Origin of the sequence: Mesorhizobium sp. J8 (genome assembly GCF_016591715.1) — a bacterium.
Taxonomy (GTDB): Bacteria; Pseudomonadota; Alphaproteobacteria; order Rhizobiales; family Rhizobiaceae; genus Mesorhizobium.
This window is the reverse complement of the sequence record NZ_AP024109.1, coordinates 2,947,184-2,972,811: the sequence shown is the minus strand read 5'-3', so window position 1 is coordinate 2,972,811 and position 25,628 is coordinate 2,947,184. Positions and strand designations below refer to the sequence as shown.

Sequence of the window (25,628 nt, the reverse complement as noted above, 5' to 3'; positions counted from 1 at the left end):
CGTTCGCCCTACCCTTCCCTCAGCCAGACCAGCATCTCGCCGGGGTCGCGATTGTCCCAGGCGAAATAGGGAACTGCCTTGAGTGTCATCTCCTCAGTGGCCGGCGGCTCGGGACGGTAGAGATCGGCGCCCCAGTTTTCGGTCTCGGCCCGGCTGCCGATGGCCGAAAGGGTGACGACGCCGCCGAGCAGGTTCGGCTCCTTGTGGGCCTCGAGCCTTGCCCCCCGCGGCAAAGCAATGCGGTGCAGCCCGCCGCCATTGTCGGTCTCCTCGACGCAGTAGATCAGCGGGCCGCGCGCAAGTGCTACACGACCAATGTCCTGGCGCACCTGCGGGTTGGCGAAGAGGCGCGCCATCGACATTTCGAGGTCGAGCTCGACCCGATCGCCCTGGCGCCATTCGCGCCGGACCGCGGCATAGCCGTCGACCGTGGCCGCTTCGAGATCGACAAGCTTGCCGTTGACCCGGAGTGCTGCCTTGCGGCACCAGGCCGGTACGCGCAGGTGAAGCGTGAATGCAACCGGCGCCTCCGGCCCGACCTCGATCGCGACCGCGCCGTCCCACGGATAGTTGCTGGTCTGGACCAGGGTGACCTGCCGGCCGGCGACCTCGAAGCGGGCCGTCGAGTCCCCATAGAGGTGCACCGCCAGCGCATCGTCGGCGAGGCCGTAGAAATAGCTGCCGATCGACGCCACCATGCGACCGATGTTGGGCGGGCAGCAGGGGCAGCGATGCCACTTCCAGCGATGATGGCCGCCGCGGCTCTCCAGCGGGTTCTCGTAGAAGAACAGCGAGCCATCGAGCGACAGCCCCGAGATCGAGCCATTGTACAAGGCCCGTTCCATCATGTCGGCGTAACGCGCATTCGGCCCCATGCCCAGCATGCGGCTTGCCCAGAACACAAGGCCGACGGAAGCGCAGGTCTCGGCATAGGCGGTTTCGTTGGGCAGGTCGTAGTCGCTGGTGAAGCCTTCATTGTGCGCCGACGGCCCGAGGCCGCCGGTGACGTAGAGGCTCTTCGTCATGAGATCGTCCCACAGCCGGTCGAGCGCAACGCGCAGCGTGTCGTCGCCATATTCGGTGGCGATGTCGGCCATGCCGGAATAGAGATACATCGCGCGCACCGCGTGGCCGACGACCTTGTCCTGTTCGCGCACCGGCTTGTGCGACTGGTTATATTCGTAGGTCTTGAAGTGGTAGGCCTTCGGATCGGCGCCCCGGGCGCGGGCCTCCTCGTCGAAATAATGCGGCTCTCGGCCGCGCTGGTCGATGAAATATTTGGCGAGTTCCATGTATTTCTTCTCGCCGGTGGCCCGCGCCAGCTTGACCAGCGCCAGCTCGATCTCCTCATGGCCGCAATAACCCTTTTTCTTGCCGGATTCGGGGCCGAACATCGAGGCGATGTGGTCGGCGTAGCGACACATGATGTCGAGCAGCTTGCGCTTTCCCGTCGCCTGGTAATAGGCGACCGCGCCCTCGATCAGATGGCCGGCGCAGTAGAGCTCGTGGCAGTCGCGCAGGTTCGTCCAGCGCAGGCCGGGCTGGATGCGCTGATACCAGCTGGAGAGATAGCCGTCCTCCTGCTGCAGTTTTCCATACATGTCGATGACGGCGTCGATCTTCTGCTCCAGCTCGGGGTTGCGGCGGCGATAAAGCGAATAGGCGGCGGTCTCGATCGTCTTGCCCCAGTCGGAATCCCAGAACATCTGCGTCGTCACCGTCGAGCCGGTGAACTCGGCGCCCTGCCCGTCGGCCTCGTCGGGCGACGGCGAATGGAACGGAATGACCACGCCCGGCGACGGCCGGTCCGGATCGATCTGCTCCAGCATGCGTGCCTCGACGCAGCGGTCATAGAGGATGCCGGCGGTCCTGGCGGCAACCGCGTCGACACGGTCGCCCCAGAAGCCGCGGACATCGACCTGCGGCACCGGCAACGGCCGGAAGGCGAGCTTCGGCCTGGCGGAGGCGCCGGTCCCTTTGGCGGGCTGCGATGCGATCATGATTTCACTCCATTCGAATTACTTGACGGCCCCGGCCATGAGGCCGCGGATGTAGAAGCGCTGCAACGCGAGGAACAGGAGCAGGCAAGGCACCATCATCACCGTGACGCCCGCCTGCACCGCGCCCCAGTCGATGGCGCCGAAGCGGCCGGACTGCAGCGCGGTCATCATCACCGGCAAGGTGAATTTGGACTGGTCGGTCATTAGCACGAGCGCGGCCAGGAACTCGTTCCAGGCGCCGAGGAAGGCGAACAGCGCAATGGTGACGACGCCCGGCCAGACCAATGGCAGCATCACCTTGATGAGCATGGTGACGTTGTTGGCGCCGTCCATGCGCGCCGCCTCCTCGATCTCGCGCGGCACCGCGTCGAAGGCGTTGCGCATCATGAAGATCGAGAAGGGCAGCTGCAGCGTGACATAGACGCAGACCAGCCCGGTCAGCGTGTTGTGGAGACCCAGCCTCGTCAGCACCAAAAAGATCGGTGTCAGGATCGATTGGAACGGGATCATGATCGTCGACAGGATGAGGACGAAGAAGAAGTCCCGGAACGGAAAGCGGAAGCGCGAGAAGCCGTAGCCGGCAAGCACGCTGACCAGCACCGAGAGCAGCACCGTCATCACCGAGACATAGATGCTGTTTTGCGCCGAGGCCCAGAGCCCGTCCCCGAAGGAGTTCAGCGTCTCGTAGTTCTCGACCGAGAAGCCGGTCGTCGGCCACGGCGGCAATGGCGGCTGGCGCGCCTCCTGCGCCGGCTTGAAGGTCGACAGCACGGTCCAGACGATCGGCGCCAGGAACAGCACCGAAGCGATGATGCCGGTGGAATGCCTGGCGAGGCTGAAGGCGGCCTTCCGGTTCTGCGACATCGCCTCGGCCATCAGTCAAGCCCCTCGGGCTTACGCAGCAGCCAGAGCTGGATGAGGCTGAGCGCCACCAGAATGACCAAGAGCACCATGGAGAGCGCCGCGCCGTAGCCGAGCTTGAACGAGACGAAGGACTGGTTGAAGATCCAGTAGACAGCCGTCAGCGTCTGGTTGCGCGGCCCGCCGCGCAGGATGATGTAGAACTGGTCGAAGGCGAGGATCGAGCCCGCCACCGACAGGATCAGCGCCAGCGCCAGAGTGCGGCGCATCAGCGGCAAGGTGATGGCCCTGAACCTGGCGAACGGCCCTGCCCCATCGATGACCGCCGCCTCCTGCAAGTCCTGCGGTATCGACTGCAGGCCGGTCATCAGGATGATCATGGTGAAGCCGGCGACCTTCCAGACCACCATGGCGATGATCGACCAGAAGGCCGGCTGGAAGGTGGCCAAGAGGTTGACCTTCTTTTCGGTCACGCCGAGGTCGAAGGCGGCCGGGCTGAACAGACCGGAATCGACATTGAGCAGCCACGACCAGAGCAGGCTTGCCGAGGCGAAACCCACCACCGCCGGCATGAAGAAGGCGGTGCGGTAGAGGTTGGTGAGCGGGCGCGGCCGCTCGATGAAGATCGCCAGCGGGAAGGCGACGGCGAAGATCGCGATGGTGACGATCACCGTGTAGTAGAAGGTGAATTTCAGAGCGTTCCAGAACCGCGTGTCGCGCAGGATGGCGAAATAATTGTCGAGGCCGATGAAGGAATGCTCGCCCATCAGCGGCCAATTATGCAGCGACATCCAGGCCGTCATGCCGAGCGGGATGACGAAGAAGACAGTGACGAAAGCGACGGCCGGCAGCACATAGAGCAGCCCCACCCATTGCCGCAGGCTGGTGGCGCGTGAACGGGCGGGAGCGGAGGTGACGGCGATGGCGGTCATGGTTTCACTCCCCCCTTCTCCCCTTGTGGGAGAAGGTGGATCGGCGCGCAGCGCCGAGACGGATGAGGGGTGCTCCAGCTGAGTGAGGCGTGGGCATTCCCTGGAGCACCCCTCATCCGACCGAGCTTCGCTCGGCCACCTTCTCCCACAAGGGGAGAAGGGGGAGCCAGCCCGCCGGCGCCCCGAACTGCCCACCGCAATCCGGCTGCCCATCGACATGTATGAGTGCGCTGTTTCAACACGTTAGTCCCTGCCATTCAGCGATGCATCATCCCGGCCGCCCGGCCAGGGAGACGGGACGGGCGGCCGGCCGGAGCCTGGGCGGCGGGGCGTTGCGCGATCCCCGCGCCGGCTGGCCCTGGATTACTTGTTCGGCGCCTGGTCGATGATCGACTGCATCGTCTCCTGCGCATTGGCGATGGCGCCGTCGACGTCGTCGCCGAAGAACACCTCGTTGATCATCTGCGTCCACGGACCGTTGGCGGAGTTGATCAAATCGTTGAACACCACCGAATAGGGAGTCCTGCCCTTGGCCATCGCCTCGGCCGCCACCTGGTAGCGTGGGTCGAGATCCTTCAGCGCGTCCTTGGCGATGTCGCCCCGCACCGGCAGGCTGCCATATTTGGCGAGAATGGTCTGGCCCTCCAGCGAATAGGCGAAGTCCAGGAACTCCTTCACCACGGCGATCTTCTTGGTGCCCTTGGTGACGACGAAATTGTCGCCGCCGGCAAAGGATGACCAGCCGCCATCCTTGCCCGGCAGGAAGGTGACGCCGTAGTCGACGTCCGGATATTGCGTGTTGAGCGCGCCAATGGCGAAGGCGCCGGAGGGCGAGATGCCGATCTTGCCGCCGGCGAAGGCGGCGAAGAAATTGGCACCGGTGTCGGTCTGCGCGCCCTCGGGCACCAGCCCCTTCTTGACCATCGAGCGGTAGAGGTCGATGGCGCCGCGCAGCTGCGGGCTGTCGAGCGTCGCCTTCGAACCGTCCTCGGAGAGGATATCGCCGCCCGAGGCCCAGATCAGCGGCGTGAAGGTGAAGATGTTGCAGCCGCCGCAATTGCCGGAGAAGTAGAAGCCCTTGATGTCGCCGCCGAGCGCGTTGACCTTTTCGGCGTCCGCCTCGATCTCGGCCCAGTTGGCCGGACCCTTCTCCGGGTCCAGCCCCGCCTGCTTGAACAGCTTCTTGTTCCAGATCAGCACCGAGGCGTCGGCCGAGAACGGCAGGCCGTAGATGCGGTCCTTATAAGTGCCGGTCTTCACATGCGCAGGCGAGAGGCTGGAAAAATAGGGCAAGGATTTCGCCCAGTCGGTGATGTCCTCCAACTGGCCGGCGGCGGCGAAGGAAGGCGTGTAGATCAGGTCGAGCGACAGCGCGTCGGGTGCGGTGCCGCCGGCGGCGGCAGCACCATATTTCGGGATGATCTCGGCATTGGGGATGATGTCGAGCTTGATCTGGTCCTTATGGGCTTTGTTGAAGGCATCGACGATGCGCGGCATGAAGTTCGAGCCGTCGGCGCGCACCCAGATGTTGGCGGTCTCGGCCGCCGCCGCGTGCAGGGCGCCGCCGATGACGGCCGCGGCAAGCATCAGCTTGGCAAGCATGGTCTTCACGTTACTCCTCCTCATGGTTCTCCTCCCAGTTTCGGCCACGCCGCCCGGCGGATGCGGGCGCGTGACCTTGTTGCTTCATCCCGACGGGCTTCCGCATGACTGACGCACCACCAGCCGGCACGGCAGTTTCCTGATGCCCGGCGCTGCCGGCTGGCCATCGACGAGCGAAAGCAAGGCAAGACCGGCCTCGCGGCCGAGGCTCGCCAAATTCATGTCGACGGAGGTGAGCGGCGGGCGCGTCGCCTCTGCCACGATCTCCCAATTGTCGAAGCCGATGACGCCCACATCGTCGGGCACGCGGATGCCGCGCTCGCGCAGCGCGTCGATCACGCCGCGGGCGATCTGGTCGTTGCCGCAGAAGACCGCGTCCGGCCGCTCTCCCCTGCCCGCGAACAGTCTTGCCACCGCCTCGTGGCCCCACGCCTCCGACCACTGCCCAAGCAGCGGCTCGCCCACTTGCAGGTTGTTCTCCTGAAGCACCGCGCAGTAGGCTTCGGCGCGCTCGTGCACAACCGCGAAGCTCGGCGGACCGCTGACATGGGCGATGCGCCGGCGGCCGAGCCGCAAAAAATGCTCGACCGCCAGCCGCGCGCCGCCGGCGTCGTCGGAAACGAGGCCTACCGCGCCGGGATCGGGCTGGGTGAAGGCATAGACGACCGGAATGCGCAGGTTGGAGAGATCGACCGGCAGGTGGCGGTCGATGCGCTTTCCGGTTGCGATGATGCCGTCGACGCGCTTGTCGAGCATGGCCTCGACATGCAGCTGGCCGAGCCGCTGATCGTCCTCGACGTTGCATAGGAACACCGAGACGCCCTTGTCGACCAGGGCATCCGAAACGCCGGCCATCAGCGGCAGCGAGAAGCGGCCGTATGTATCGTTGGTGAGCAGCCCGACGGTGAAGGAGCGCTTGCGCAACAGGCTCTGCGCCAGGCTGTTCGGCCGGAAGCCGAGCTGCCTGGCCGTCTCGCGGATGCGCTCGCGCGTCTCCACCGTCATCCGCCCCTGTCCGTTCAGCGCCTTGGACGCCGTGGCGACGCTGACGCCGGCCACGGCCGCCACCTCGCGCAGGGTGACGGGCGGCTTGGCAAAGACAGGCGCTGATTCGGCGTCTGAAACCATTTTTGGCGCAGGGTCTCCCAAGTTGGGAAAACCTTTTCTCACAGGAGCCCGCTTCATTCCGGCCCCGGGGGCGGATGTCGAAAGCAAAGGTTGGGAAAAGGTTTTCTCACAGGCAAATTAAACTGAAGGCGGACATCGCGCAAGGGTCATTTCTTGCAACTGGTCCAGCGCCAGACAAGTGGTCGGACCAGAAGACACCCTCTCCAAGGCCAGACCGACCTTTTCTGGGGGCATACGGGGACAACACCTGCCGTTACGGGAGTTTGCCCATGGGTGTGGCATTTCTGCCACCACAAATTTCGACAACCCCTGCTAGAACATCTCCGGGTTTTAACTTGGGGTTATCGGCTATGCTTCTTCGTCTTTCCGCGAAATCCGTTCTGCTGGGCGCCGTTTCGGCCGTCGCTTTGATGTCGGCCGCGCATGCCGCCGACGTCGTCCAGGAGCAGGCTCCCGGCTTCAACTGGAGCGGCGTCTATGTCGGCTTCGGCGTCGGCGCCGGCGCCAATGTTCACAAGCTCAGCAGCGATTTCGCGCCGGGCGTTTCGCTTAATGGCATCGGGGGCGAAGGCATCTTCGGCCAGGCGACCGTCGGCTACGACTATATGGTCTCGCAGCGCTTCCTGCTCGGCGGCTTGATCGACGCGCATGTCGGCACGATCAAGACTTCGCTTGACCTCGCTGGCCTGAGCGCCGACATCAAGGAAACCTATGGCTTCGACGTCGGCGTGCGCGCCGGTTACCTGCTGACGCCGAGCACGCTGGGCTACGTCCTGGGCGGCTACGCCTGGCAGAAGTACAAGCTCGACACCAATGCCGGTTTCGACATGGATTGGGATCAGGGCGGCTATTTCGTCGGCGCCGGCGTCGAAACGGCGATCAACAGCAACTGGACTCTCAAGGGCGAGTATCGCTACACGCGCTTCAGCACGAAGGACGACCTGCTTTCCCAGTTCGGAGCGCCTGACGGCACTCTCAACCTCGACACCTCACGCCACACCTTCGAAGTAGCAGCCAGCTATCGCTTCAACGCCAATGATGGCGGCGCGGCCAGCTTCGAGACGCCTTCCTACAACTGGACCGGCTTCTATGTCGGCGGTGGGCTCGGCGCCGGAGCGGTCGTGCATCAGATCGAGATTCCGCCACTGGGCGGCGCCAAGTTCAACGGCCTCGGCGGCGAAGGCGTGTTCGGCGAGGCCAGCATCGGCTACGACCAGGACATGGGCAGCTGGGTGGTCGGCGGCCTGGTCGACGCGCGTCTCTCCGGCATCAAGTCGAAGCTTGATCTGGGCGGCATCCTGGGCGGTATCGACTCGATCAGCCTCAACGCCGACTATGGTTTCGACGTGCTCGGCCGTATCGGCTTGAAGGTCAACGAGGCGACCCTGGCTTATGCCCTCGCAGGCTATAGCTGGCAGCACTTCAAGCTCGACGCTCCGGCACCGCTCGACGTCGATTGGGGCTCCAGCGGCTTCTCGGTCGGCGCGGGCCTGGAAACCGCCCTGTCGGACAAGATGACCGTGGGCATCGAATACCGTTACTCGCAGTTCGAGAAGGAAGACTTCTCGGATGCATTCCCGATCCCGAGCGGTCTAGCGACGGCGACCCCGTCCTTCCACACCGTGCGCATCGACGCCAAGTACAAGTTCAACTAAGCAAAAAGGCCTCCAGCCAAAGCAGGAAAGCCCGCCGATTGGCGGGCTTTTCTTTTATAGGTTGCCTCATAGTGTTTTGCTTAATCAGGACGGTTGTTGCTGGTTCTGTTCGACCGGATGCACCTTTCCGGCTTGCGTCAGTCGCGCCATGACCGCGGTCATCTGATTGTAAAGTTCGACGAAGCCTGCCGGCGGCATCGACAGTTGCCCGACAACGACGCGATTGATGTTCGCGCGCTCCACGGCATCGATGCGGTCCGAGTAGAGGGTCAGGCGCAGCACATCCTGGCGGAAGCTTATGGCCAGCGCGCCGTCGCAAAAAATCTCCGGCGCGTCGGGCCGGTCGATGATCTTCTCAACACGCTGGTTCATATCGGCCCTGTTTGCCTCTTCTTGAATTTGATCGCGCGAGTCCGGTGTCGAACGCCTCGGGAGCGAGGGATCGAGGGCGGGATGGGCTCGCCCTCGATCGGTATTTGCATGAGATTCGCGCACGCCTTGGTCAGACGTGAAGCTGCAGGTAGCTGCCCGAATAATTCAGCGCCGACGCGACGATGCCGAAGTGATCACCCTCGTCCTGGGTGGTGAAAACATGCGACTGGTTCAGCGACAGCATCATGTTGTTGCCGGTGGCGCCGTCGGTCGTGGCGTTCATGTCGGCAAAGATCTGGGCGCCGGACGGCAGACCGCCGGATCCGCTCTGCCAGGCAGCGCTGCTTGCCTTGACCGTCACCACCTTGTTCTTGTCAAGGAAGCCATCCGTCCCCGGTTCGTTATGGTTGTTGTAGTTGAGGACGTTCACACCGTTCACCACGGTGGTGGGCGCGTATTTGATCAGCCAGTCGGCTATGTTGGCATTCATGCCCGCGGGGGCGCTGAAGTTCGGAACGCCGGCCTCATTGAGCAGCGTGGTGATCGCATAGCGGACGAAATCGCCGAGCTTGTCACCCCCCGTGCCATTGGCCCCGCCGACGATCTCGCGGGCGTCGTCCCATTCGATGACCAGCGTCTTGCCGCCGGAGCCCTGGAACACCAGATCGTTATGATTGTCGCCATCGACATCGAGATTGCCGGGTAGGTTCTTGGCAATGTCGGGGTCCGAGATCGTGCCGGCGGCGGCGAGCTTGGAAGCGAGCGAAACACCTTTGCCGTCGACGCCGCCATTGCTGTTGTCGGTGCCGAGGATCGGGGCGTCCCAGACATATTCATGATTGTACCAGAAGCCCGGGGTGAGCCCGAGGGCGCCAAGCTCGTGGTTGCCGAAGGTCAAAGCGTTGCCGACATTGACTTCGGTGTGCAGCGGATCGAGTTGCCCTTCCTCCCCGGCGACCGCGACGAGTTCCTGTCCGCTGAGCACGGTTACGGTCGTGGTGGCGTCGCCGATGCCATCATTGTTGTGATCGACGGTCGCGCCCCAGGTCGTTCCGTCCGTGAACAGCTCGCTGACCGTATAAGTCCCTGGATGTAGGTTGCCGAAGGAGAAGTAGCCGCTCGCGTCAGTCGTGGTCGTGAGCGTGTCGATCGTGCCGTTGCCGTCCACATCGCCCACCAACTGGATGGTGATGCCCGCCATCGGGACATCGCTACCATCGTATTTGCCGTTGGCGTCCATGTCGTTGAACTTGAAGCCATGGATGGAACCCGGCACGAAATTGGCGAAGTCGAGGTTGTCCTGGTTGGCGCCCGACGTGCCGGTGATAGTGTAGCCGGCCTGGCCCAACGATTGGATGTAGCCGCTGCCGGCCGGCAGATACTCGTAGACCTTCAGCCCGGCATAGGTGTAGTCGAGGCCGGTGAACGACCACTTGCCACCATCATGCGTGACCGTCGACAGGTCGGTTCCGGCGTCATAGACGCCGTTCTTGTTCTTGTCGATGAAGATGGTGATCCCGTCGAGGCCGCTGTCGCCCGTCGTCTGGCCGTCGCCATTGGCATCCAGATACTTGGTGCCCGATATCTCGAACAGCTTGAAGTTGACGAAGTCCTGGTTGGTCAGGTTCTGGCCGGAGGTGAGGCTGTTCTGGTTGATCGTCGCCGAGGTCAGATGCGTCCAGCCGGTCCGATCCTCTTCCTGGATGAGGTAGTCGCCGGGCAACAGATTTTTAAACTGGTAGACGCCATTGCCGTCGGTGGTCGTCGTCGCCACCAGCTCGCCAGCGTCGGCGGTGTTGTTGTGGTTGGCGTCATTGTAGAGCGAGATCGTCCAACCGCTTACCGCAGTTTCGTCGCCGGTCGTCGCGAGGTTGCCGTCGGCGTCGACATATTTGTGGCCCGAGATCGAGCCCAGTTGCACGTTGACGAAGTCCTGGTTGGTCAGGTTCTGACCGGAGGTGAGGCTGTTCTGGTTGATCGTCGCCGAGGTCAGATGCGTCCAGCCGGTCCGATCCTCTTCCTGGATGAGGTAGTCGCCGGGCAACAGATTTTTAAACTGGTAGACGCCATTGCCGTCGGTGGTCGTCGTCGCCACCAGCTCGCCAGCGTCGGCGGTGTTGTTGTGGTTGGCGTCATTGTAGAGCGAGATCGTCCAACCGCTCACCGGGCTTTCGTCACCGGTCGTCAGCAGATTGCCGTCGGCATCGACATATTTGTGGCCCGAGATCGAGCCCAGTTGCACGTTGACGAAGTCCTGGTTGGTCAGGTTCTGACCGGAGGTGAGGCTGTTCTGGTTGATCGTCGCCGAGGTCAGATGCGTCCAGCCGGTCCGATCCTCTTCCTGGATGAGGTAGTCGCCGGGCAACAGATTTTTAAACTGGTAGACGCCATTGCCGTCGGTGGTCGTCGTCGCCACCAGCTCGCCAGCGTCGGCGGTGTTGTTGTGGTTGGCGTCATTGTAGAGCGAGATCGTCCAACCGCTCACCGCAGTTTCGTCGCCGGTCGTCGCGAGGTTGCCGTCGGCGTCGACATATTTGTGGCCCGAGATCGAGCCCAGTTGCACGTTGACGAAGTCCTGGTTGGTCAGGTTCTGGCCGGAGGTGAGGCTGTTCTGGTTGATCGTCGCCGAGGTCAGATGCGTCCAGCCGGTCCGATCCTCTTCCTGGATGAGGTAGTCGCCGGGCAACAGATTTTTAAACTGGTAGACGCCATTGCCGTCGGTGGTCGTCGTCGCCACCAGCTCGCCAGCGTCGGCGGTGTTGTTGTGGTTGGCGTCATTGTAGAGCGAGATCGTCCAACCGCTTACCGCAGTTTCGTCGCCGGTCGTCGCGAGGTTGCCGTCGGCGTCGACATATTTGTGGCCCGAGATCGAGCCCAGTTGCACGTTGACGAAGTCCTGGTTGGTCAGGTTCTGACCGGAGGTGAGGCTGTTCTGGTTGATCGTCGCCGAGGTCAGATGCGTCCAGCCGGTCCGATCCTCTTCCTGGATGAGGTAGTCGCCGGGCAACAGATTTTTAAACTGGTAGACGCCATTGCCGTCGGTGGTCGTCGTCGCCACCAGCTCGCCAGCGTCGGCGGTGTTGTTGTGGTTGGCGTCATTGTAGAGCGAGATCGTCCAACCGCTCACCGCAGTTTCGTCGCCGGTCGTCGCGAGGTTGCCGTCGGCATCGACATATTTGTGGCCCGAGATCGAGCCCAGTTGCACGTTGACGAAGTCCTGGTTGGTCAGGTTCTGGCCGGAGGTGAGGCTGTTCTGGTTGATCGTCGCCGAGGTCAGATGCGTCCAGCCGGTCCGATCCTCTTCCTGGATGAGGTAGTCGCCGGGCAACAGATTTTTAAACTGGTAGACGCCATTGCCGTCGGTGGTCGTCGTCGCCACCAGCTCGCCAGCGTCGGCGGTGTTGTTGTGGTTGGCGTCATTGTAGAGCGAGATCGTCCAACCGCTCACCGGGCTTTCGTCACCGGTCGTCAGCAGATTGCCGTCGGCATCGACATATTTGTGGCCCGAGATCGAGCCCAGTTGCACGTTGACGAAGTCCTGGTTGGTCAGGTTCTGACCGGAGGTGAGGCTGTTCTGGTTGATCGTCGCCGAGGTCAGATGCGTCCAGCCGGTCCGATCCTCTTCCTGGATGAGGTAGTCGCCGGGCAACAGATTTTTAAACTGGTAGACGCCATTGCCGTCGGTGGTCGTCGTCGCCACCAGCTCGCCAGCGTCGGCGGTGTTGTTGTGGTTGGCGTCATTGTAGAGCGAGATCGTCCAGCCGCTTACCGGAGTTTCGTCACCTGGCGTCGACAGCTTGCCGTCGGCGTCCACATATTTGTGCCCCGAGATCGAGCCTAGCTGGAAATTCCCGAAGTCGTTGTTGTGGCTATCCTGGCCGGCCGCCACGGTGACGGTGAACTCGCCCTGCGCGTTATTCGGCGCATCCTGCGACCATCCATCCTGCGGCACCTCACGGATCGTGTAGGTGCCGGGCGTGACCGTGAATTTGTAATATCCATTGGCATCGGTGACCGCGAACGGCTCTCCCGGATCCAGCTGGTTGTTGTTGTTGGCGTCGAGATAGATCGTCCAGCCGGCGAGAGCCGGCTCCCCGGCCTCCCAGATGTGGTCGGCATTCAAGTCGTCGAACTTGTGACCGTCGATCACCTGACCGATCTGGCGATTCCACTCCTCGAAGCCGGACTCAGACGTCCAGGTGCTCGGCGTCGATTCGGTAGGACCTTGATAAGTGCCGAGCTGATAGCCGAACGCCGAATATAGATATATGTAGGGCTTGTTTGGGTCGAAGTTGCTGACGGGAACCAGGAACGACATATCGGTGGTGTTGCCGCTGCCCGGTTGGAGTTCGCCGTTCAACCCGATGAATTTGTCGCCGCCGTCATCCAGATTATAGACCTGCGTGGCGTTCGGAAGGACGCCGGTACCCTGGTCTGGGTGCGCGCCGGATACGTAGTTGTGCAGATCACCGGCGGTTGCCTGCCAAATCTGCAGCGCGTCTAGGGAGAGATTTTGGACGCTGGCGGTGTTTGATTCGTTGATATCAAGGTCAAACCGATAGTATCCAACACCATTTATAAATTGAATTGGAATGTCGGCGATATTCAATGAATGAACATAATTACTTCCACCCTTCGCGGTATTATCAAGAATAAAATTATATTGAGAGGTTGGCTCTTTAGTTGCATTCGAGTCGGTATTATACCCCTGCTCCGAACCCGTGGCTTGAATTCGAACAAAGGGATCGAGCAGACCCGTTCCCGCTCCAGTCACGACATCCGAGGACGAAAAGATGGCGTTGTTGATTGTCACCGTGTTCTTGTATGTCAGATCGTAAGTGGGCGCATTCACCAGCGGCGCATCGGTGAAGTTCGCCGTCGCGATCTGGCCGCTTGCTTGATCCGTCGCCGTGAGCACGAATGCCTGGCCCGCCGCATCGGCATTGACGTACCACGACGTCTGGATCGATCCGTTGACGACGCCGTCGAGATCGCCCGAGCCGCCATCGGTGACGGTCCACGGCGTGCCGGTGCCGGTGAGGTCGTAGCTGAGCACATCGTCTGCGGTGCCGAGGACGCCATCAGCGCCAGCGCTGAGATGGGCGACCTGGAACGTGAACGTGCCTCCGTCCGGAACATTGGTCGTGATCCCCACCGTCTCGCCGGGCACATAATCCGCATCCGCCTGATCGAGCGAGATTGCAGGCGGAACAGGATCGGTGCTTCCGGTCGAGGTGGTGTCGGTCGTCGCAAGCGGATCGGTCGTCAGATTGTCGGTGATATCGCTAGAGGTCATGACATTTCCCCTTAACTTGGATGCTGCACCGTTGGGTGCGGTTCGTCGTTTCTGCTTTCATTTTCCCGCTCCAGGCGGGGCTTACTGTCTGAAGGCTCGGGTGATCTGGTCCTGCAATGGCTTCACCAGGTAGGAAATCACCGAACGGTCCTCGGTCTTGATGAAGGATTCCACTGGCATGCCGGGCACCAGCTTGACCTCGCCGAGGCGGGCGACCTGGGCGGCGGTCGTCCTGATGCGCACGGTGTAGTAGCTGGCGCCGGTGCGCTGGTCGGTGGCGATGTCGGGCGAGGTCCGCTCGACCACACCATCGATCTGCGGCGTGGTGCGCGTGTTGAATGCCGAAAAGCGCAGCGAGGCCGACTGGCCGACCCACAACTTGTCGATGTCGCTGGGCGCGATCCTGGCTTCCACGGCAAGGCTGTCATTGTCGGGCACGACCTGCATGATCGTCTCGCCCGGTTTCACCACACCGCCGACCGTATAGGCGATCGACTGCTGCACGACACCGTCCTGCGGCGCGCGGATGTCGACCCGCTTCAGTTGGTCCTCCGCAGCGACCTTGCGTTCCAAGAGCTCGCTCATCTGGCCGTCTATGTCGCGCAGGTCCTTGTTCACTTCGGTGCTGAGGTCGAGGTCGATCTGGATGATCTGCAGCTTGATTTCCGCGATCTTCCCTTGGGCCTGGGCCTGCGCGGCAATAAGCTGGCCGCGTTCGCCGTCGAGGCGCGTGGCCTCGCGCTCGGTCTGCGTCAGGCGGTCGATGGAAATGAGCTTCTTGGCCCAGAGCGCGCGCACCGAAGCGAGCTCCTTCTGCTCCAGCTCGATCTCCTTGCTCTTGGCATCGGCCTGAGCTGCGTCGCCGGCTATCTCCTTCTCGAGCTGGGCGATGCGCTCCCCAAGCTGGCTCTTCTGGCCGGCGCGGGAGGTGCGCCGGGTCTCGAAGTGCTGCTTTTCGCCGGCCACTGCCTCGGCGACGTCGGGATCGGCGATGCGGTCCAAAAGCTCGTTCGGGAAGATGATGGCGTCGCTGCCGCGGCGTTCCGAATCGAGACGGGCCTTGCGCGCCGTGAGCTGGTCGAGCGCCTTGCTCACCACCGCGAGATTGGCGGCCGGCACGGTGCGGTCGAGGCGCAGCAGAAGGTCGCCGGCTTTCACCTTGTCGCCGTCACGGGCATCGATCTCGGCAATGACGCCGCCGGTGGCGTGCTGCACGTTCTTGACGTGGGAATCGACGACGAGCGTGCCGGGGGCGATGACCGCGCCGGCGATCTCTGTGACCGAAGCCCAGCCGCCGACGCCGCCGGCAAGCAGGAGCACGGCTCCGAGACCAAGCCGTGTGTAGAAACGGATCGACGCATGCGAGGCGCCCGACGCAACCATGTCAGTTCCCTCCTTCGGTTCCGTTGGCGACTGCCGGGGTACCGCCTTCCGCAGCCACCCTCAGCGCAGGACCGGCTGCCGTTACGGGCCGCAGCGTCGGGAACATCTTGGCGAAAACTTCGTCCTTCGGCCCGAAGTCATGGATGCGCCCCTGGTTCATCGCCAGGACGAAATCGACGGCGGTCAGCACGTTCGGACGATGGGCGACGATGACGACAATGCCGCCGCGCTCACGAACGCCGAGCATGGCCCGGATCAAAGCCTGCTCGCCGTCCATGTCGAGGTTGGAATTCGGCTCGTCGAGCACCACGAGGAACGGATCGCGATAGAGCGCGCGGGCGAGCGCGATGCGCTGGCGCTGGCCGGCCGAAAGCGCCTCGCCATGCTCGCCGATCTCGGTCTCGTAGCCCTGACGGAACCCCACGATCAGTTCATGCGCGCCGGCCGCCTTGGCCGCGGCGATGATCGCGTCAGCGTCGGCATCCGGTTCGAAGCGCGAGATATTTTCGGCCACGGTGCCGGCAAACAGCTCCACGTCCTGCGGCAGGTAGCCGATATGGCGGCCGCGCTCTTGTGACGACCACTGGTCGAGATCGGCGCCGTCAAGCTTGACGCGGCCGCTGACGGGCTGCCAGGCCCCGACGAGAGCCCTGACCAGCGTGGACTTTCCCGAGCCGCTCGGGCCGATGATGCCGAGCCCATGGCCGGCTTCCATGGCGAAGCTGGCATCCTGGACCAGCAGCCGCTGGGTCCCCGGAGCCACGATGGCGGCACCGTGCACCATGACATTGGCGGTTGGCGTCGGCAGCAGCATCGGTTCGGCTTCGGCGGGCATGGCCGCTAGCACCCGGCTCAACCGCTGCCAGCCCTGGCGCGCGCCGACGAAGCCCTTCCAATTGGCGATCGCGAGATCGACCGGCGCCAGCGCCCGGCCGCTGAGGATGGAAGCCGCGATGATGACGCCCGCGGTCGCCTGCTCCTCAATAACCAGCCATGCCCCGATGCCGAGCATGGACGACTGCAGCAGCATGCGCAGCACTTTCGATACCGCGCCGAAGCTGCCGGCAACGTCGCTCACCTTGCGCTGGTCGGCGATGTATTCGAGGTTGGCATCGTTCCAGCGTTCGGCAAGCCCGCCGGTCATGCCCATGGCGGCAACGACTTCCGCATTGCGGCTGCCGGCCGTGATCAGCCCGCTACGCCGGCTCCCGCTGAGGGTCGCGGACGACACCGGTTTTCGCGTCAACCGCTCGGCAAGCAGGGTCAGCACGACCAGAACGAACGCTCCGAACAGCGCCGTCACGCCGAGAACCCAGTGGAACATGAAGATGATGACCAGATAGACCGGCATCCATGGCAGGTCGAACAGCGCCGTCGGGCCTATGCCGGACAGGAAGCCGCGCACGCTGTCGAGATCGCGCATCGGCTGCAGGCCGTCGCCCTCTCGCCCAGCCTTGAGCGGCAATCTCAGCATCGAGGTATAGACGCGCCGACCGAGCGCCTCGTCGAGGGCGCCGCCGATCCGCACCAGAACCCGCGCGCGCACGAAATCGAGAAAGCCCTGCCCGCAATAGAGGATGACGAGCAGTATCGAAATGCCGACGAGCGTCGGCAGGCTGCGGCTCGGCAGCACCCGGTCATAGACCTCGAGCATGTAGAGCGAGCCCGCCAGCATCAGCACGTTGAGCATGCCGCTGAACAGGCCGACCGCGACGAAGGCTGACCGGCAGCTGGCGAGTGCGGCGGCGAGCTCCGAACGAGCGGAGCCGGCCGGCCGACGGCCGGTCGCTCTGTTCGACGGTTTGCCGCGTGTCGCGGTACCAGCCGGCGCGGCGTCGACGACACTTTTCGCAACGTCTTGCGCCATGTCGCCGCGGGCGCGGAACATTGCCAGGCAACCGAAGCCAGCCATCGCCGCGGCAACAAGCATCGCGCCTATCGATGCATGCCGGCCGGAACCGAAGAGAAAAAACATGGCAACGCAAGCGACGAGGATCAGGCCGACGAGCCTCACCTTCGCCTGCGCCGAACCAAAGGTTGTGCCCATCGACCTGGGCGACGCGTTACTGAACCCCACAGCCACGACACGCCTTTCACATCTCTGGCGCGTCAGTGCCGCCGTCGGCATAGTGGCCGTACCAGACGGCCGGCTACCTATGCCAAAGGTGCTGAGATCAGCGCCTACTCCGTAAAGGCAGGATTTGCATAGCGTCGAGCAAGCCGCATCAACTGCTTCGGCCGGCGAGTGGCGGCTCTCGACGGCCTATTCTTCAATGATGACGGCGACGGCGGCGAAGATGCCGCAATGCGATTCCTACCCCAGTAGCGCCGTAACTCGTTGTTGCCGGTCAGGAGATTGTTTACGCTACCTTATATTAGGAGATTATTAACTCTACCGGAGCGTGCGTCAACGGGCAACTCGATGAAGAGTTTGTGACATGCCTCAAATCTATGCATAAAATACGGTTATTCGGCATAAAGAATACTTCGCGTTATTCTTAAGTCCAGCTCAACTGAAGACCTATGCCCCGACCTATCAGACTTCGGTTGTCGGACCTCGGTCGCCATCGCGTGCGCCTGTGGGATGCGGTCGGAAGAGGCTCTCAGACCACCTTCTTCTTGCCCTGCCTGCCGCCACGCGCTTCCACGGCCTTCTCGACGGCGCGCTTCAATTCGTCCTTGATCTCGACCGTCTCGGCCATCAGCGTCTCGATCTTGAGGAACTCGAGCACGCGGTATTTCGAGACATTCGGCCGGATCAGAATGTCCGGCGGGTGCTGCCTGAGCTTGTTGGCGATGATCGACTGCATCATCAATTGGGTGGCGCCATACATCAGGTCGACAGTGGTCGGATGCCTGCGCTCGGCCTCGCTCGGGGCGCCGACGACATCGACGGCGATGATGATGTCGGCGTCCTTCTCGATGAGGTCGAAAGGCACGGGATTGTAGATGCCGCCATCGATCAGCACGCGGCCCTCGCGCGTGACCGGACGGAAGACCGCCGGGATGGCCGCCGAAGCGGCAAGCGCCGAATGCAGGTCGCCTTCGGTGAACACCGCAAGGCTGTGGCCGAAATAATCGGTCGCCGTCACCTTGAGCGGGATCTTCAGCGCCTCGAATGTCTGCGGGATCGCCTCCGGCAGGAAAGCCTTCAGTATGCGCTCGACGTTGAACTGGCTGACACGGATGCCGCCCTGCATGGCCTCGGCGATCGTACCCGGCCGCGAGCGCCACATGCGCGCCGCCACCTCGGCCCGGCTGCCGAGGATCGAGCGGGCATAATCGTGGATCTCGGCGCCCGTCATGCCCGAGGCCATGCCGGCGCCCATGATGGCTCCGATCGACGAGCCGGCAATCGCTGCCGGCGTGATGCCAAGCTCATCGAGTGCCTCGATGATATGGATATGCGCAAGGCCGCGCGCGCCGCCGCCTCCGAAGGCCACCCCGAAGGTCGGACTCATCCCTTGCCGCCTCCGGCCACCTGCACCAGCGGCGGGCCGATGACCATAACGGCGGGGTCGGCCGACAGAAGCTTCCTTGCCACCGCCTTGACGTCGGCCAGCGTCACCGCGTTGATGAGAGCCGCGCGCCGCTTGATGTAATCGGTGCCGAGATGATCGAGCTGCAGCTCCACCAGGGTCGCAGCGATGGAGCTTGAGGAATCCAGATTGTTGATGGCGTAGGCGCCGATCATGTATTTCTTGGTCGCCGCGAGCTCCTCCTCGGTGGGGCCGTTTTCGGCCATGTCCTTCACCACCTGGCGTACGATGACAAGCGTTTGGGCCGCGCGGTCGGAACGCGTCGCCGTCGTCACCAGCAGCGCGTTGGAATGCTCGTGATCGACGAGATCGGAGCTGACGCTATAGGCAAGGCCGCGCTTCTCGCGCACCTGCTCGTAAAGCCGCGATGTGAATGTCGAGCCGCCGAGAATCTCGTTCATCAGCACGGCGGCGTAGAAATCGGGATCGCTGCGCTTCACGCCCGGCCAGGCAAGCTGCAGGGAGGTCTGCGGCAAGTCGTAATTCACTTCGAGCTGCTGGCCGAGCCTGGGCTTGATGTCGGCAACCGGCGCCAACGTCTGCCTGTCAGGCAGGTCGCCGAACACCTCGTCAAGCTTGCTGCTCAACGTGGCAGCGTCGATATCGCCCACCACCGTCACATGCAGGCCGCCCCGGGCGAAATTCGCCTTGTGGAAGGCCCTGAGGTCGTCGGCGGTGATGGTGGCGAGGCTGTCCTTGTTGCCCTCGTCCGGCCGCGCGTAGGGATGCTGGCCATAGATCGCGCGCAGCCAGCGCTGCTGGCCGATCGTGTTGGGGTCCCGCTCATTGGCGAGGATGCCGGAGAGTATCTGGGCGCGGATGCGGTCGATCGGCGCCTGGTCGAAGCGCGGGCTGTTGACCGCCAGCTTCAGCAGGCCAAAAGCCTCGTCCTTCTGGTCCGACAGCATGCGCATCGAGCCATAGGTGCCATCGCGCGCCGCCTGGAAACTCATCTCGGCGCCGGCATCGTCGAGCTTCAGTTGGAAGGCTTCGCTGTCGAGGTCGCCGGCCCCCTCGTCGAACAGTCCGGTCATCAGGTTGACCAGGCCTTCCTTGCCGGCAGGATCCTGCGCCGTGCCGCCGTCGAAGACGAAACGGATCGCAATCAGCGGGATCGAATGGTCTTCCACCAGCCAGGCGGTGACGCCCTTCTTCGACTTCACCTCCTGGATGTTCATCTCGGCATGCGCAAGCGCCGGCAGCAAAAGGAAGAACAGGGCGAAGCAAAGGGTGACGCAGGCGCGATAAATGCGCCCTCCTTCCCCCCTTGTGGAAGAAGGAAAGGTGCTCGTGAGGCTAAGAACCATGCTCATCATCAATTCCCCGCCTGCTGCTGCGGCAAGAGGTAGCCGGTGGTGGAGCGATCGAGCACAAGATAACGGGCGGCGACCGCCTTGACCTCATCGGCGGTCACCTTGCGGATGCGATCCGGCCATTCCTGGACGTCCTTGACATTGCCGCCGGTGGCAAGCGTGGAGCCATACATGTTGGCCATGTCGTCCTGCTTGTCGCGCGCGAAGATCATGGAGCGCACATAGCGCGTCTTGGCCCGCTCCAGCTCGTCGTCGCTCACGCCGTCCTTGACGATGCGGGCGATCTCGGCATCGACCGCCGCTTCGACATCGGCAAGCCTGGCGTCGCCGCGCGGCGCGCCATAGACGGTGAAGTTTGTGGCGTCGAGCATGGTGCCCTGGAAATAGGCGCCGGCCTCGGAAGCGATGCCCTGCTTGACGACGAGCTGCTGGTACAACCTGCTGCGGTTGTCGCCGCCGAGGATCTCGGCAAGCAGGTCGAGCGCCTCGGCTTCGCCGGGCCTGGCCGTATGGTAGGACGGCACGACCCATTGCGTCGAAAAATTCGGCACCGAGACGCGCGCGTCGGTCAGCGTCACCGTGCGCTTCGTGTTCTGCTCGGGCTCCACGGGGCGGATGCGCGGCCTGAGGTCCGGGCCGCGGGCGACCTTGCCGTAGGTCCTTTCAGCCATCGCCTTCACCGCGTCGGGATCGATGTCGCCCGCCACCACCAGAACGGCGTTGTTCGGCCGGTAATAGGCGTCGTAGAAGGCTTTCGCGTCCGGACGGTTCAGCTGTTCCATCTCCTGCATCCAGCCGATCACCGGAATGCGGTATGGCTGGTTCTGCCAGAGCGTCGCGTCGACCTCCTCGTCGAGCACCGCCTGCGGATTGCTGTCGATGCGCGAGCGGCGCTCCTCCAGGATCACGTCGCGCTCGGTCTTGATGACATCGTCGGTCAGGATGAGGTTGCGCATGCGATCGGCCTCGAAGCCCATCATCTCTTCGAGGGCGGAAGGCGGCACCGTTTCGTGGAAGGCCGTGTAGTCGTAGGAGGTGAAGGCATTGTTGGAGCCGCCGATCTCGGCCACGGCGCGGTCGAACTCGCCCGCGGCATGGGTGGTCGTGGCCTTGAACATCAGGTGCTCGAAGAAATGCGCGATGCCGGATTTGCCGGGCGGCTCGTCGGCGCTGCCGATCTTGTACCAGACCATGTGCGTGACGATCGGGGCGCGATGATCCGGGATGACGACCACTTCCATGCCGTTCTCGAGCAGGAAATCCTTGACTGCGCCGTCGTCGGTCGCGCGGGCGGGAGCAGCCGCCGCGAGCGCCAGCGTTCCGGCAACAAGCGCCGCTCGCAGCCCAATCCCCGTTGGTGTCATCAAGGTCTCCGGTCCCGGTTGCGCGACGATAGGCAAGGTTCGCCGACGAGGCAAAGTGAATTGTGAGTCATTTTCGAGGCAGGGCCGGAGCATGATGCCGAAAAGTGTGAAGCGGTTTTCCCACCACATCATGCTCCATCTCCACTAGGGCAACCTAGTTGGCCTCGATGAAGCGAATGACCGTTTCGCCGTAATTGCGCTCGTCGATCACCGAAAAACCGACGCCCGGCTCGAACGGCGCCGAGGCAGCCTCCTCGACGACGCAGAGCGCGCCGGGCAGAAGCCAGCCGCCGGCCTTAGCCGAGCGCAGCGCGCGCTCGCCGAGCCCCTTGCCGTAGGGCGGATCGGCAAAGACCAGTCCGAAGGGCGAGATGGTGCCCGCTTCGCCGAGATGCGTGGCGTCGCGGCGGAAGATCTTGGTGCGACCGGTGAGGCCATAGGCCTCGACATTCTCGCGGATCAGGCCTCGCCCCTCGGTCGATTCCTCGATGAAGACGCAGTAGGACGCGTCGCGCGACAGCGCCTCAAGCCCGAGCGCGCCAGTGCCGGCGAAGAGGTCGAGCACACGGCCGCCTTCGAGTTTTTCCGCGTAGCGATGCGCCAGGACATTGAACACCGCCTCGCGGGTGCGGTCGGTCGTCGGGCGGATGGCATTGCTTTTCGGCGTCGCCAGCGGACGCCCGCGGAACTCACCGCCGACGATCCGCATCGCCGCCCCTCTTCGGACCGCGCGGCCTGTCGCCGCCATCGCCTTCAGGGCGCTCGCCGCGGGGCTTGCCGAACGGCTTCGCGCCCGGCTTGCCCTTGCCGCCCGGTTTGGACGGCGCCTTGCGCGCCTTCGCCTCGGCGGCCCTAGCGGCGTCAGCCGCCGCCCTGCCCTTGCCGATTGGCCGGGCGCCCGGCGCCATCCAGACATTGGCCTTGCGCTGGCCCGGCGGTTCGATCAGCCGCTGCTCGCGTTCGGATTTCTTGCCGCCGAAGCGGGGCTTGTCGCCAAAGCCGCCGCGAGGCTTGTCGTGGAAACCGCCGCGATCGGACTTCAGGCCGCGCTCGCCAAACGTCCGCTCGGGCTTCGTCGAAAGCTTGCTCAGCGCCTCGTCGCGGCTGCCTTCGCGGCGCTTGCGCGCTTTGATCAGCCCGCCCTCGCCGATCGGCAGGCGGTCGCCGTCGCGGGTGAATTTCGGCCGCTCGGCCTCTTCGCGGCGTGGCCCGCCGCCGCGGACCGGCTTGTTGGAGAACGGCTTCTGGATCTCGGCATCGAAATTGGCGCCGGATTCCTCGATCAGCCGCTCGCCGAGTTGTTCACGAAGCACGCGGCCCTTGATCTCCAGCACATGGCCCTCCGGTAGATCCTCAAGCTGGAACGGCCCGTAGGATATGCGGATCAGCCGCGTCACCTCGAGGCCAAGCGCGCCGAGGATGTTCTTCACCTCGCGGTTCTTGCCCTCGCGCAAACCCAGCGTCAGCCAAGCATTGGTGCCCTGCTCGCGGTCGAGCGAGGCTTCGATCGAGCCGTAGAAGACGCCGTCGACGGCGATGCCGTCGCGCAGGCCGGCGAGCGCGCTCTCCTCGACCTTGCCGTGGACGCGCACGCGGTAGCGCCGCAACCAGCCGGTGGCCGGCAATTCGAGCACACGCGACAGGCCGCCGTCATTGGTCAGCAGAAGCAGGCCCTCGGTGTTGATATCGAGCCGGCCGATCGTCATCAGCCGCGGCAGATCGGACGGCAGCACATCAAAGACGGTCTTGCGGCCTTCCGGATCGCGGTTGGTGGTGACGACGCCCGCCGGCTTGTGGAACAGGAAGAGGCGCGTGCGCTCGATCGGCGGGATCTCGGTGCCGTCGAGATGGATGACGTCGTTGACGCCGACATTGAAGGCGGGCGAGTCCAGCACCTTGCCGTTGACCTTGACGCGGCCGGCCGCGATCAGTTCCTCGGCGTCGCGGCGCGAGGCGATGCCGGCGCGCGCCAGCCGTTTGGCGATGCGCTCGCCGCTCTCCGGCGCGGCTTCCGAGGGGCGCGGCCGCGGCTTGAAGCCGCTTTCGGCTTTTCCGCCAACTCCGTGTGCACGATCGCCGAAATCTCGTTTCGGCCGCTCGGCGAAATCACGTTTGGGACGATCGTCGAACGCGCGCTTGGGGCGGTCGAAGCGTCGTTCGCCTCGCTCGCCCTCGGCAGCCATCGGCCGGTCGCCGCGCGGCGCATAAGGCTTGCGGCCCTCACGCTTGTCGAAAGGCGCGCCGTCGCGCGGCGGACCTTTGCGGAAGGGTCGTCCGCCGCGCTCCCCGCCTTCACTCAGTTCGCGCGGCTTGTAGCTGCGCTTGAAATCGCGGCGCTCGCCGTCGGCGGCCATCGGCCGCTCGCCGCGCGGCGTGTACGGCTTGCCTTCCGGACGCGGGCCTTTGCGGAAGGGCCGTTCGCTTCGCTCCGCTCCCTCGCCCGTCTCACGCGGCTTGTAGCGCTTGAAGTCGCGCCCGCCTTCGGCGGCCATGGGCCGCTCACGGTTGACGAACGGCTTCTTGGCGCCGGGCTTGCCGCCGCGCTGGCCGGCCGGTTTCGAGCCGCCCTTGCGCGGCCCGCGTGGAGATTTCTTGTCGTCGTCCATTACTTTGCTCGTCTTCGCCTGCTACGGCACCGCGCGCCCTCGCAGGCGGCCAACGCAGGCAGTGTCATTCTTGATTTGCGCATCCAGCGGCGCTGCAAAAACCGATTCCGGTTTTCAGGGTCTCGCGCTAGATAACAGGATCACTCTCGGGTGGCGAGAAGTAATCGGAATGGAAACCCCTTGAAACGGCCGGATTTCATGGCCTTGGCACTTGAAGAGGCCGAGGCGGCCGCCGGCCGCGGCGAAGTGCCGGTCGGCGCGGTCGTCGCCAATGGCAGCACCCTGGTCGCGAAAGCCGGCAACCGCACGCGTGAACTCTCGGACCCGACCGCGCATGCCGAGATGCTGGCGATCCGCGAGGCCTGCCGGAAGCTCGCCAGCGAGCGGCTGACGGGCTACGACCTCTATGTGACGCTGGAGCCCTGCGCGATGTGCGCCGGCGCGATCTCCTTCGCCCGGCTGCGGAGGCTCTATTTCGGCGCCGCCGACGAGAAAGGCGGGGCGGTGATCAATGGCGTGCGCTTCTTCGCTTCACCCACCTGCCACCACACGCCGGAAATCTATCCGGGGCTCGGCGAGAGAGACGCAGCCCTCATGCTCAAAGATTTCTTCCGCGAGAAACGGAATGGCGGTGAATGGTGAAGTGAGTGGTTAGTAGTGAGTAGTGAGCAGCAGGTCACTATTCACTATTCACTATTCACTATTCACTATTCACAGGCCGAGCCAGTCGAACCAGCCGCCCTTCTTGCCTTCCGCCTGCGCCTTGAGGCGGCGCTCCTTCTTGTACTCGTCCTCGCCAAGCTCGTTCTGCGGCGCCGTCGTGGCGGCCTGGCGATAGGCGAGCGGCGGCTCGCTCAGATATTTGCGAACGGTTGGATCGCCCTGTTTCTGTTCGGCAAGGTTGCGCTGAATCGCGGCCTTGCGGGCGGCACTGCTGGAATCGTCCGGCGTCCAGGCCGGCGGATGGCTGGAGCCCGATTCGGCCAACGCCTTCTTCACCGCCTCCGGATTGGTCTGGATATCCTCGACCGCTTCCGGCTGGTAGTTCGGATCATTCTGGTGCGCGGTGGCGTCGGCACGGATACGGGCACGGCGCTGCTCCGGCGATTCGGGCCAATCGGCGCTCGCCGTCTCGACGCTTTCCTGCGGCGGCGGCAGGCTTTCCTTCTGCCCCGGCGCAGGCTTCACGAGTTCGGGGCGCGGCTTGTAATCGATGGGAGTGCGGCGCTTCGGCGTGATCGAGGCAGCGCCGGACACATCGTCGAAGAGCTGCGCGGCAGCCGTCTTGTCGGTCCCGTAGGTGGGCGAGCTCATGCAGCCGGACAAAGCGATGGCCGATGCCACAAGCGGCGCCACCAGCGCGGCGCGCGCAAACGTTCTGTCGGTCATGCTAAAAAATCCCACTCTAACAGCCTTTCGGTCGCCACCGGCCAACGGCACGGTCCCCATCTTCCCCGCATTTGCGATGGAAATCCGGCGACAATTTGTCTGCCGGAGTGTCGCGTGTTTACCTCAACCGCTTGTTAAGGGCAACGCACGGGCGGATTCGCCCCGCCCGGCGTGGCATTTATGCACCG

The 25,628-nt window shown here is 63.9% G+C and carries 17 protein-coding genes; 2 read left to right on the top strand and 15 right to left on the bottom strand.

The features are described 5' to 3' along the window. Positions 1–8: 8 nt before the first annotated feature. The 5 genes from MJ8_RS14080 to MJ8_RS14060 all read right to left on the bottom strand — a co-directional run bounded on the left by MJ8_RS14080 (position 9) and on the right by MJ8_RS14060 (position 6,523). Positions 9–2,000, bottom strand: coding sequence for a glycoside hydrolase family 127 protein (locus tag MJ8_RS14080; RefSeq protein WP_201414925.1), 1,992 nt, complete (start codon positions 1,998–2,000; stop codon positions 9–11). A gap of 18 nt (positions 2,001–2,018) precedes the next feature. Next, a complete protein-coding gene (locus tag MJ8_RS14075) occupies positions 2,019–2,876 on the bottom strand; it encodes a carbohydrate ABC transporter permease (protein ID WP_201414924.1) in 858 nt (285 codons plus the stop codon). Continuing rightward, complete coding sequence (locus tag MJ8_RS14070) at positions 2,876–3,793, bottom strand: carbohydrate ABC transporter permease (protein ID WP_201414923.1); 918 nt, start codon at positions 3,791–3,793, stop codon at positions 2,876–2,878. Before MJ8_RS14070 ends, MJ8_RS14075 begins: the two co-directional genes overlap by 1 nt. A gap of 363 nt (positions 3,794–4,156) precedes the next feature. Next, the gene (locus MJ8_RS14065; RefSeq protein WP_412177117.1) at positions 4,157–5,395 is read right to left on the bottom strand and encodes an ABC transporter substrate-binding protein; all 1,239 of its coding nucleotides are present in this window, start codon (positions 5,393–5,395) and stop codon (positions 4,157–4,159) included. Between the two features lie 84 nt (positions 5,396–5,479). Next, positions 5,480–6,523 carry a LacI family DNA-binding transcriptional regulator gene (locus tag MJ8_RS14060; RefSeq protein ID WP_201414921.1) on the bottom strand — a complete coding sequence of 348 codons (1,044 nt, stop codon included), beginning with the start codon at positions 6,521–6,523 and terminating at the stop codon, positions 5,480–5,482. A gap of 350 nt (positions 6,524–6,873) precedes the next feature. On the opposite strand from MJ8_RS14060, the gene MJ8_RS14055 reads away from it, so the two are divergent. Continuing rightward, positions 6,874–8,178: an outer membrane protein gene (locus MJ8_RS14055; RefSeq protein ID WP_201414920.1), complete on the top strand. Its 1,305-nt coding sequence runs from the start codon at positions 6,874–6,876 to the stop codon at positions 8,176–8,178. A gap of 84 nt (positions 8,179–8,262) precedes the next feature. Here MJ8_RS14055 and MJ8_RS14050 read toward each other — a convergent pair whose 3' ends face one another. The 9 genes from MJ8_RS14050 to MJ8_RS14010 form a co-directional block, all read right to left on the bottom strand. Next, entirely contained in the window at positions 8,263–8,673 is a 411-nt protein-coding gene (locus MJ8_RS14050) for a hypothetical protein (protein ID WP_201414919.1), read from the bottom strand. Positions 8,674–8,680: 7 nt separating this feature from the next. After that, positions 8,681–13,846, bottom strand: coding sequence for an SdrD B-like domain-containing protein (locus tag MJ8_RS14045; RefSeq protein WP_201414918.1), 5,166 nt, complete (start codon positions 13,844–13,846; stop codon positions 8,681–8,683). Positions 13,847–13,927: 81 nt separating this feature from the next. Beyond that, the gene (locus MJ8_RS14040; RefSeq protein WP_201414917.1) at positions 13,928–15,229 is read right to left on the bottom strand and encodes an HlyD family type I secretion periplasmic adaptor subunit; all 1,302 of its coding nucleotides are present in this window, start codon (positions 15,227–15,229) and stop codon (positions 13,928–13,930) included. A 1-nt stretch (position 15,230) separates the two neighbouring features. Further along, entirely contained in the window at positions 15,231–17,276 is a 2,046-nt protein-coding gene (locus tag MJ8_RS14035; RefSeq protein WP_225248252.1) for a type I secretion system permease/ATPase, read from the bottom strand. A 556-nt stretch (positions 17,277–17,832) separates the two neighbouring features. Then, on the bottom strand, positions 17,833–18,690 hold the full coding sequence (locus MJ8_RS14030; protein WP_201414916.1) for a patatin-like phospholipase family protein: 858 nt from the start codon (positions 18,688–18,690) through the stop codon (positions 17,833–17,835). After that, entirely contained in the window at positions 18,687–20,081 is a 1,395-nt protein-coding gene (locus tag MJ8_RS14025) for a M16 family metallopeptidase (protein ID WP_225248251.1), read from the bottom strand. Before MJ8_RS14025 ends, MJ8_RS14030 begins: the two co-directional genes overlap by 4 nt. A 2-nt stretch (positions 20,082–20,083) precedes the next feature. After that, positions 20,084–21,445 (bottom strand): M16 family metallopeptidase, encoded by a 1,362-nt coding sequence (locus tag MJ8_RS14020; RefSeq protein ID WP_201414914.1) that lies wholly within the window; start codon positions 21,443–21,445, stop codon positions 20,084–20,086. A 154-nt stretch (positions 21,446–21,599) separates the two neighbouring features. Beyond that, positions 21,600–22,154 (bottom strand): 16S rRNA (guanine(966)-N(2))-methyltransferase RsmD, encoded by a 555-nt coding sequence (rsmD, locus tag MJ8_RS14015; protein ID WP_201414913.1) that lies wholly within the window; start codon positions 22,152–22,154, stop codon positions 21,600–21,602. Then, positions 22,135–24,051: a pseudouridine synthase gene (locus tag MJ8_RS14010; protein ID WP_201414912.1), complete on the bottom strand. Its 1,917-nt coding sequence runs from the start codon at positions 24,049–24,051 to the stop codon at positions 22,135–22,137. The genes rsmD and MJ8_RS14010 overlap by 20 nt, the downstream gene beginning before the upstream one ends. A 180-nt stretch (positions 24,052–24,231) precedes the next feature. Between MJ8_RS14010 and MJ8_RS14005 the strand changes: the two genes are divergently transcribed. Continuing rightward, positions 24,232–24,693 carry a nucleoside deaminase gene (locus tag MJ8_RS14005; protein WP_201414911.1) on the top strand — a complete coding sequence of 154 codons (462 nt, stop codon included), beginning with the start codon at positions 24,232–24,234 and terminating at the stop codon, positions 24,691–24,693. 69 nt (positions 24,694–24,762) lie between these two features. On the opposite strand, the gene MJ8_RS14000 is transcribed toward MJ8_RS14005, so the two are convergent. Then, positions 24,763–25,440 carry a hypothetical protein gene (locus MJ8_RS14000; protein ID WP_201414910.1) on the bottom strand — a complete coding sequence of 226 codons (678 nt, stop codon included), beginning with the start codon at positions 25,438–25,440 and terminating at the stop codon, positions 24,763–24,765. Positions 25,441–25,628: the final 188 nt, after the last annotated feature.

What these genes read in the sequence shown, in the direction of transcription:
- MJ8_RS14080 (WP_201414925.1), bottom strand. Translation starts at nt 2,000, where the DNA reads ATGATCGCATCGCAGCCCGCCAAAGGGACCGGCGCCTCCGCCAGGCCG.
- MJ8_RS14075 (WP_201414924.1), bottom strand. Translation starts at nt 2,876, where the DNA reads ATGGCCGAGGCGATGTCGCAGAACCGGAAGGCCGCCTTCAGCCTCGCC.
- MJ8_RS14070 (WP_201414923.1), bottom strand. Translation starts at nt 3,793, where the DNA reads ATGACCGCCATCGCCGTCACCTCCGCTCCCGCCCGTTCACGCGCCACC.
- MJ8_RS14065 (WP_412177117.1), bottom strand. Translation starts at nt 5,395, where the DNA reads ATGCTTGCCAAGCTGATGCTTGCCGCGGCCGTCATCGGCGGCGCCCTG.
- MJ8_RS14060 (WP_201414921.1), bottom strand. Translation starts at nt 6,523, where the DNA reads ATGGTTTCAGACGCCGAATCAGCGCCTGTCTTTGCCAAGCCGCCCGTC.
- MJ8_RS14055 (WP_201414920.1), top strand. Translation starts at nt 6,874, where the DNA reads ATGCTTCTTCGTCTTTCCGCGAAATCCGTTCTGCTGGGCGCCGTTTCG.
- MJ8_RS14045 (WP_201414918.1), bottom strand. Translation starts at nt 13,846, where the DNA reads ATGACCTCTAGCGATATCACCGACAATCTGACGACCGATCCGCTTGCG.
- MJ8_RS14040 (WP_201414917.1), bottom strand. Translation starts at nt 15,229, where the DNA reads ATGGTTGCGTCGGGCGCCTCGCATGCGTCGATCCGTTTCTACACACGG.
- MJ8_RS14035 (WP_225248252.1), bottom strand. Translation starts at nt 17,276, where the DNA reads ATGGGCACAACCTTTGGTTCGGCGCAGGCGAAGGTGAGGCTCGTCGGC.
- MJ8_RS14030 (WP_201414916.1), bottom strand. Translation starts at nt 18,690, where the DNA reads ATGAGTCCGACCTTCGGGGTGGCCTTCGGAGGCGGCGGCGCGCGCGGC.
- MJ8_RS14025 (WP_225248251.1), bottom strand. Translation starts at nt 20,081, where the DNA reads ATGAGCATGGTTCTTAGCCTCACGAGCACCTTTCCTTCTTCCACAAGG.
- MJ8_RS14020 (WP_201414914.1), bottom strand. Translation starts at nt 21,445, where the DNA reads ATGACACCAACGGGGATTGGGCTGCGAGCGGCGCTTGTTGCCGGAACG.
- rsmD (WP_201414913.1), bottom strand. Translation starts at nt 22,154, where the DNA reads ATGCGGATCGTCGGCGGTGAGTTCCGCGGGCGTCCGCTGGCGACGCCG.
- MJ8_RS14010 (WP_201414912.1), bottom strand. Translation starts at nt 24,051, where the DNA reads ATGGACGACGACAAGAAATCTCCACGCGGGCCGCGCAAGGGCGGCTCG.
- MJ8_RS14000 (WP_201414910.1), bottom strand. Translation starts at nt 25,440, where the DNA reads ATGACCGACAGAACGTTTGCGCGCGCCGCGCTGGTGGCGCCGCTTGTG.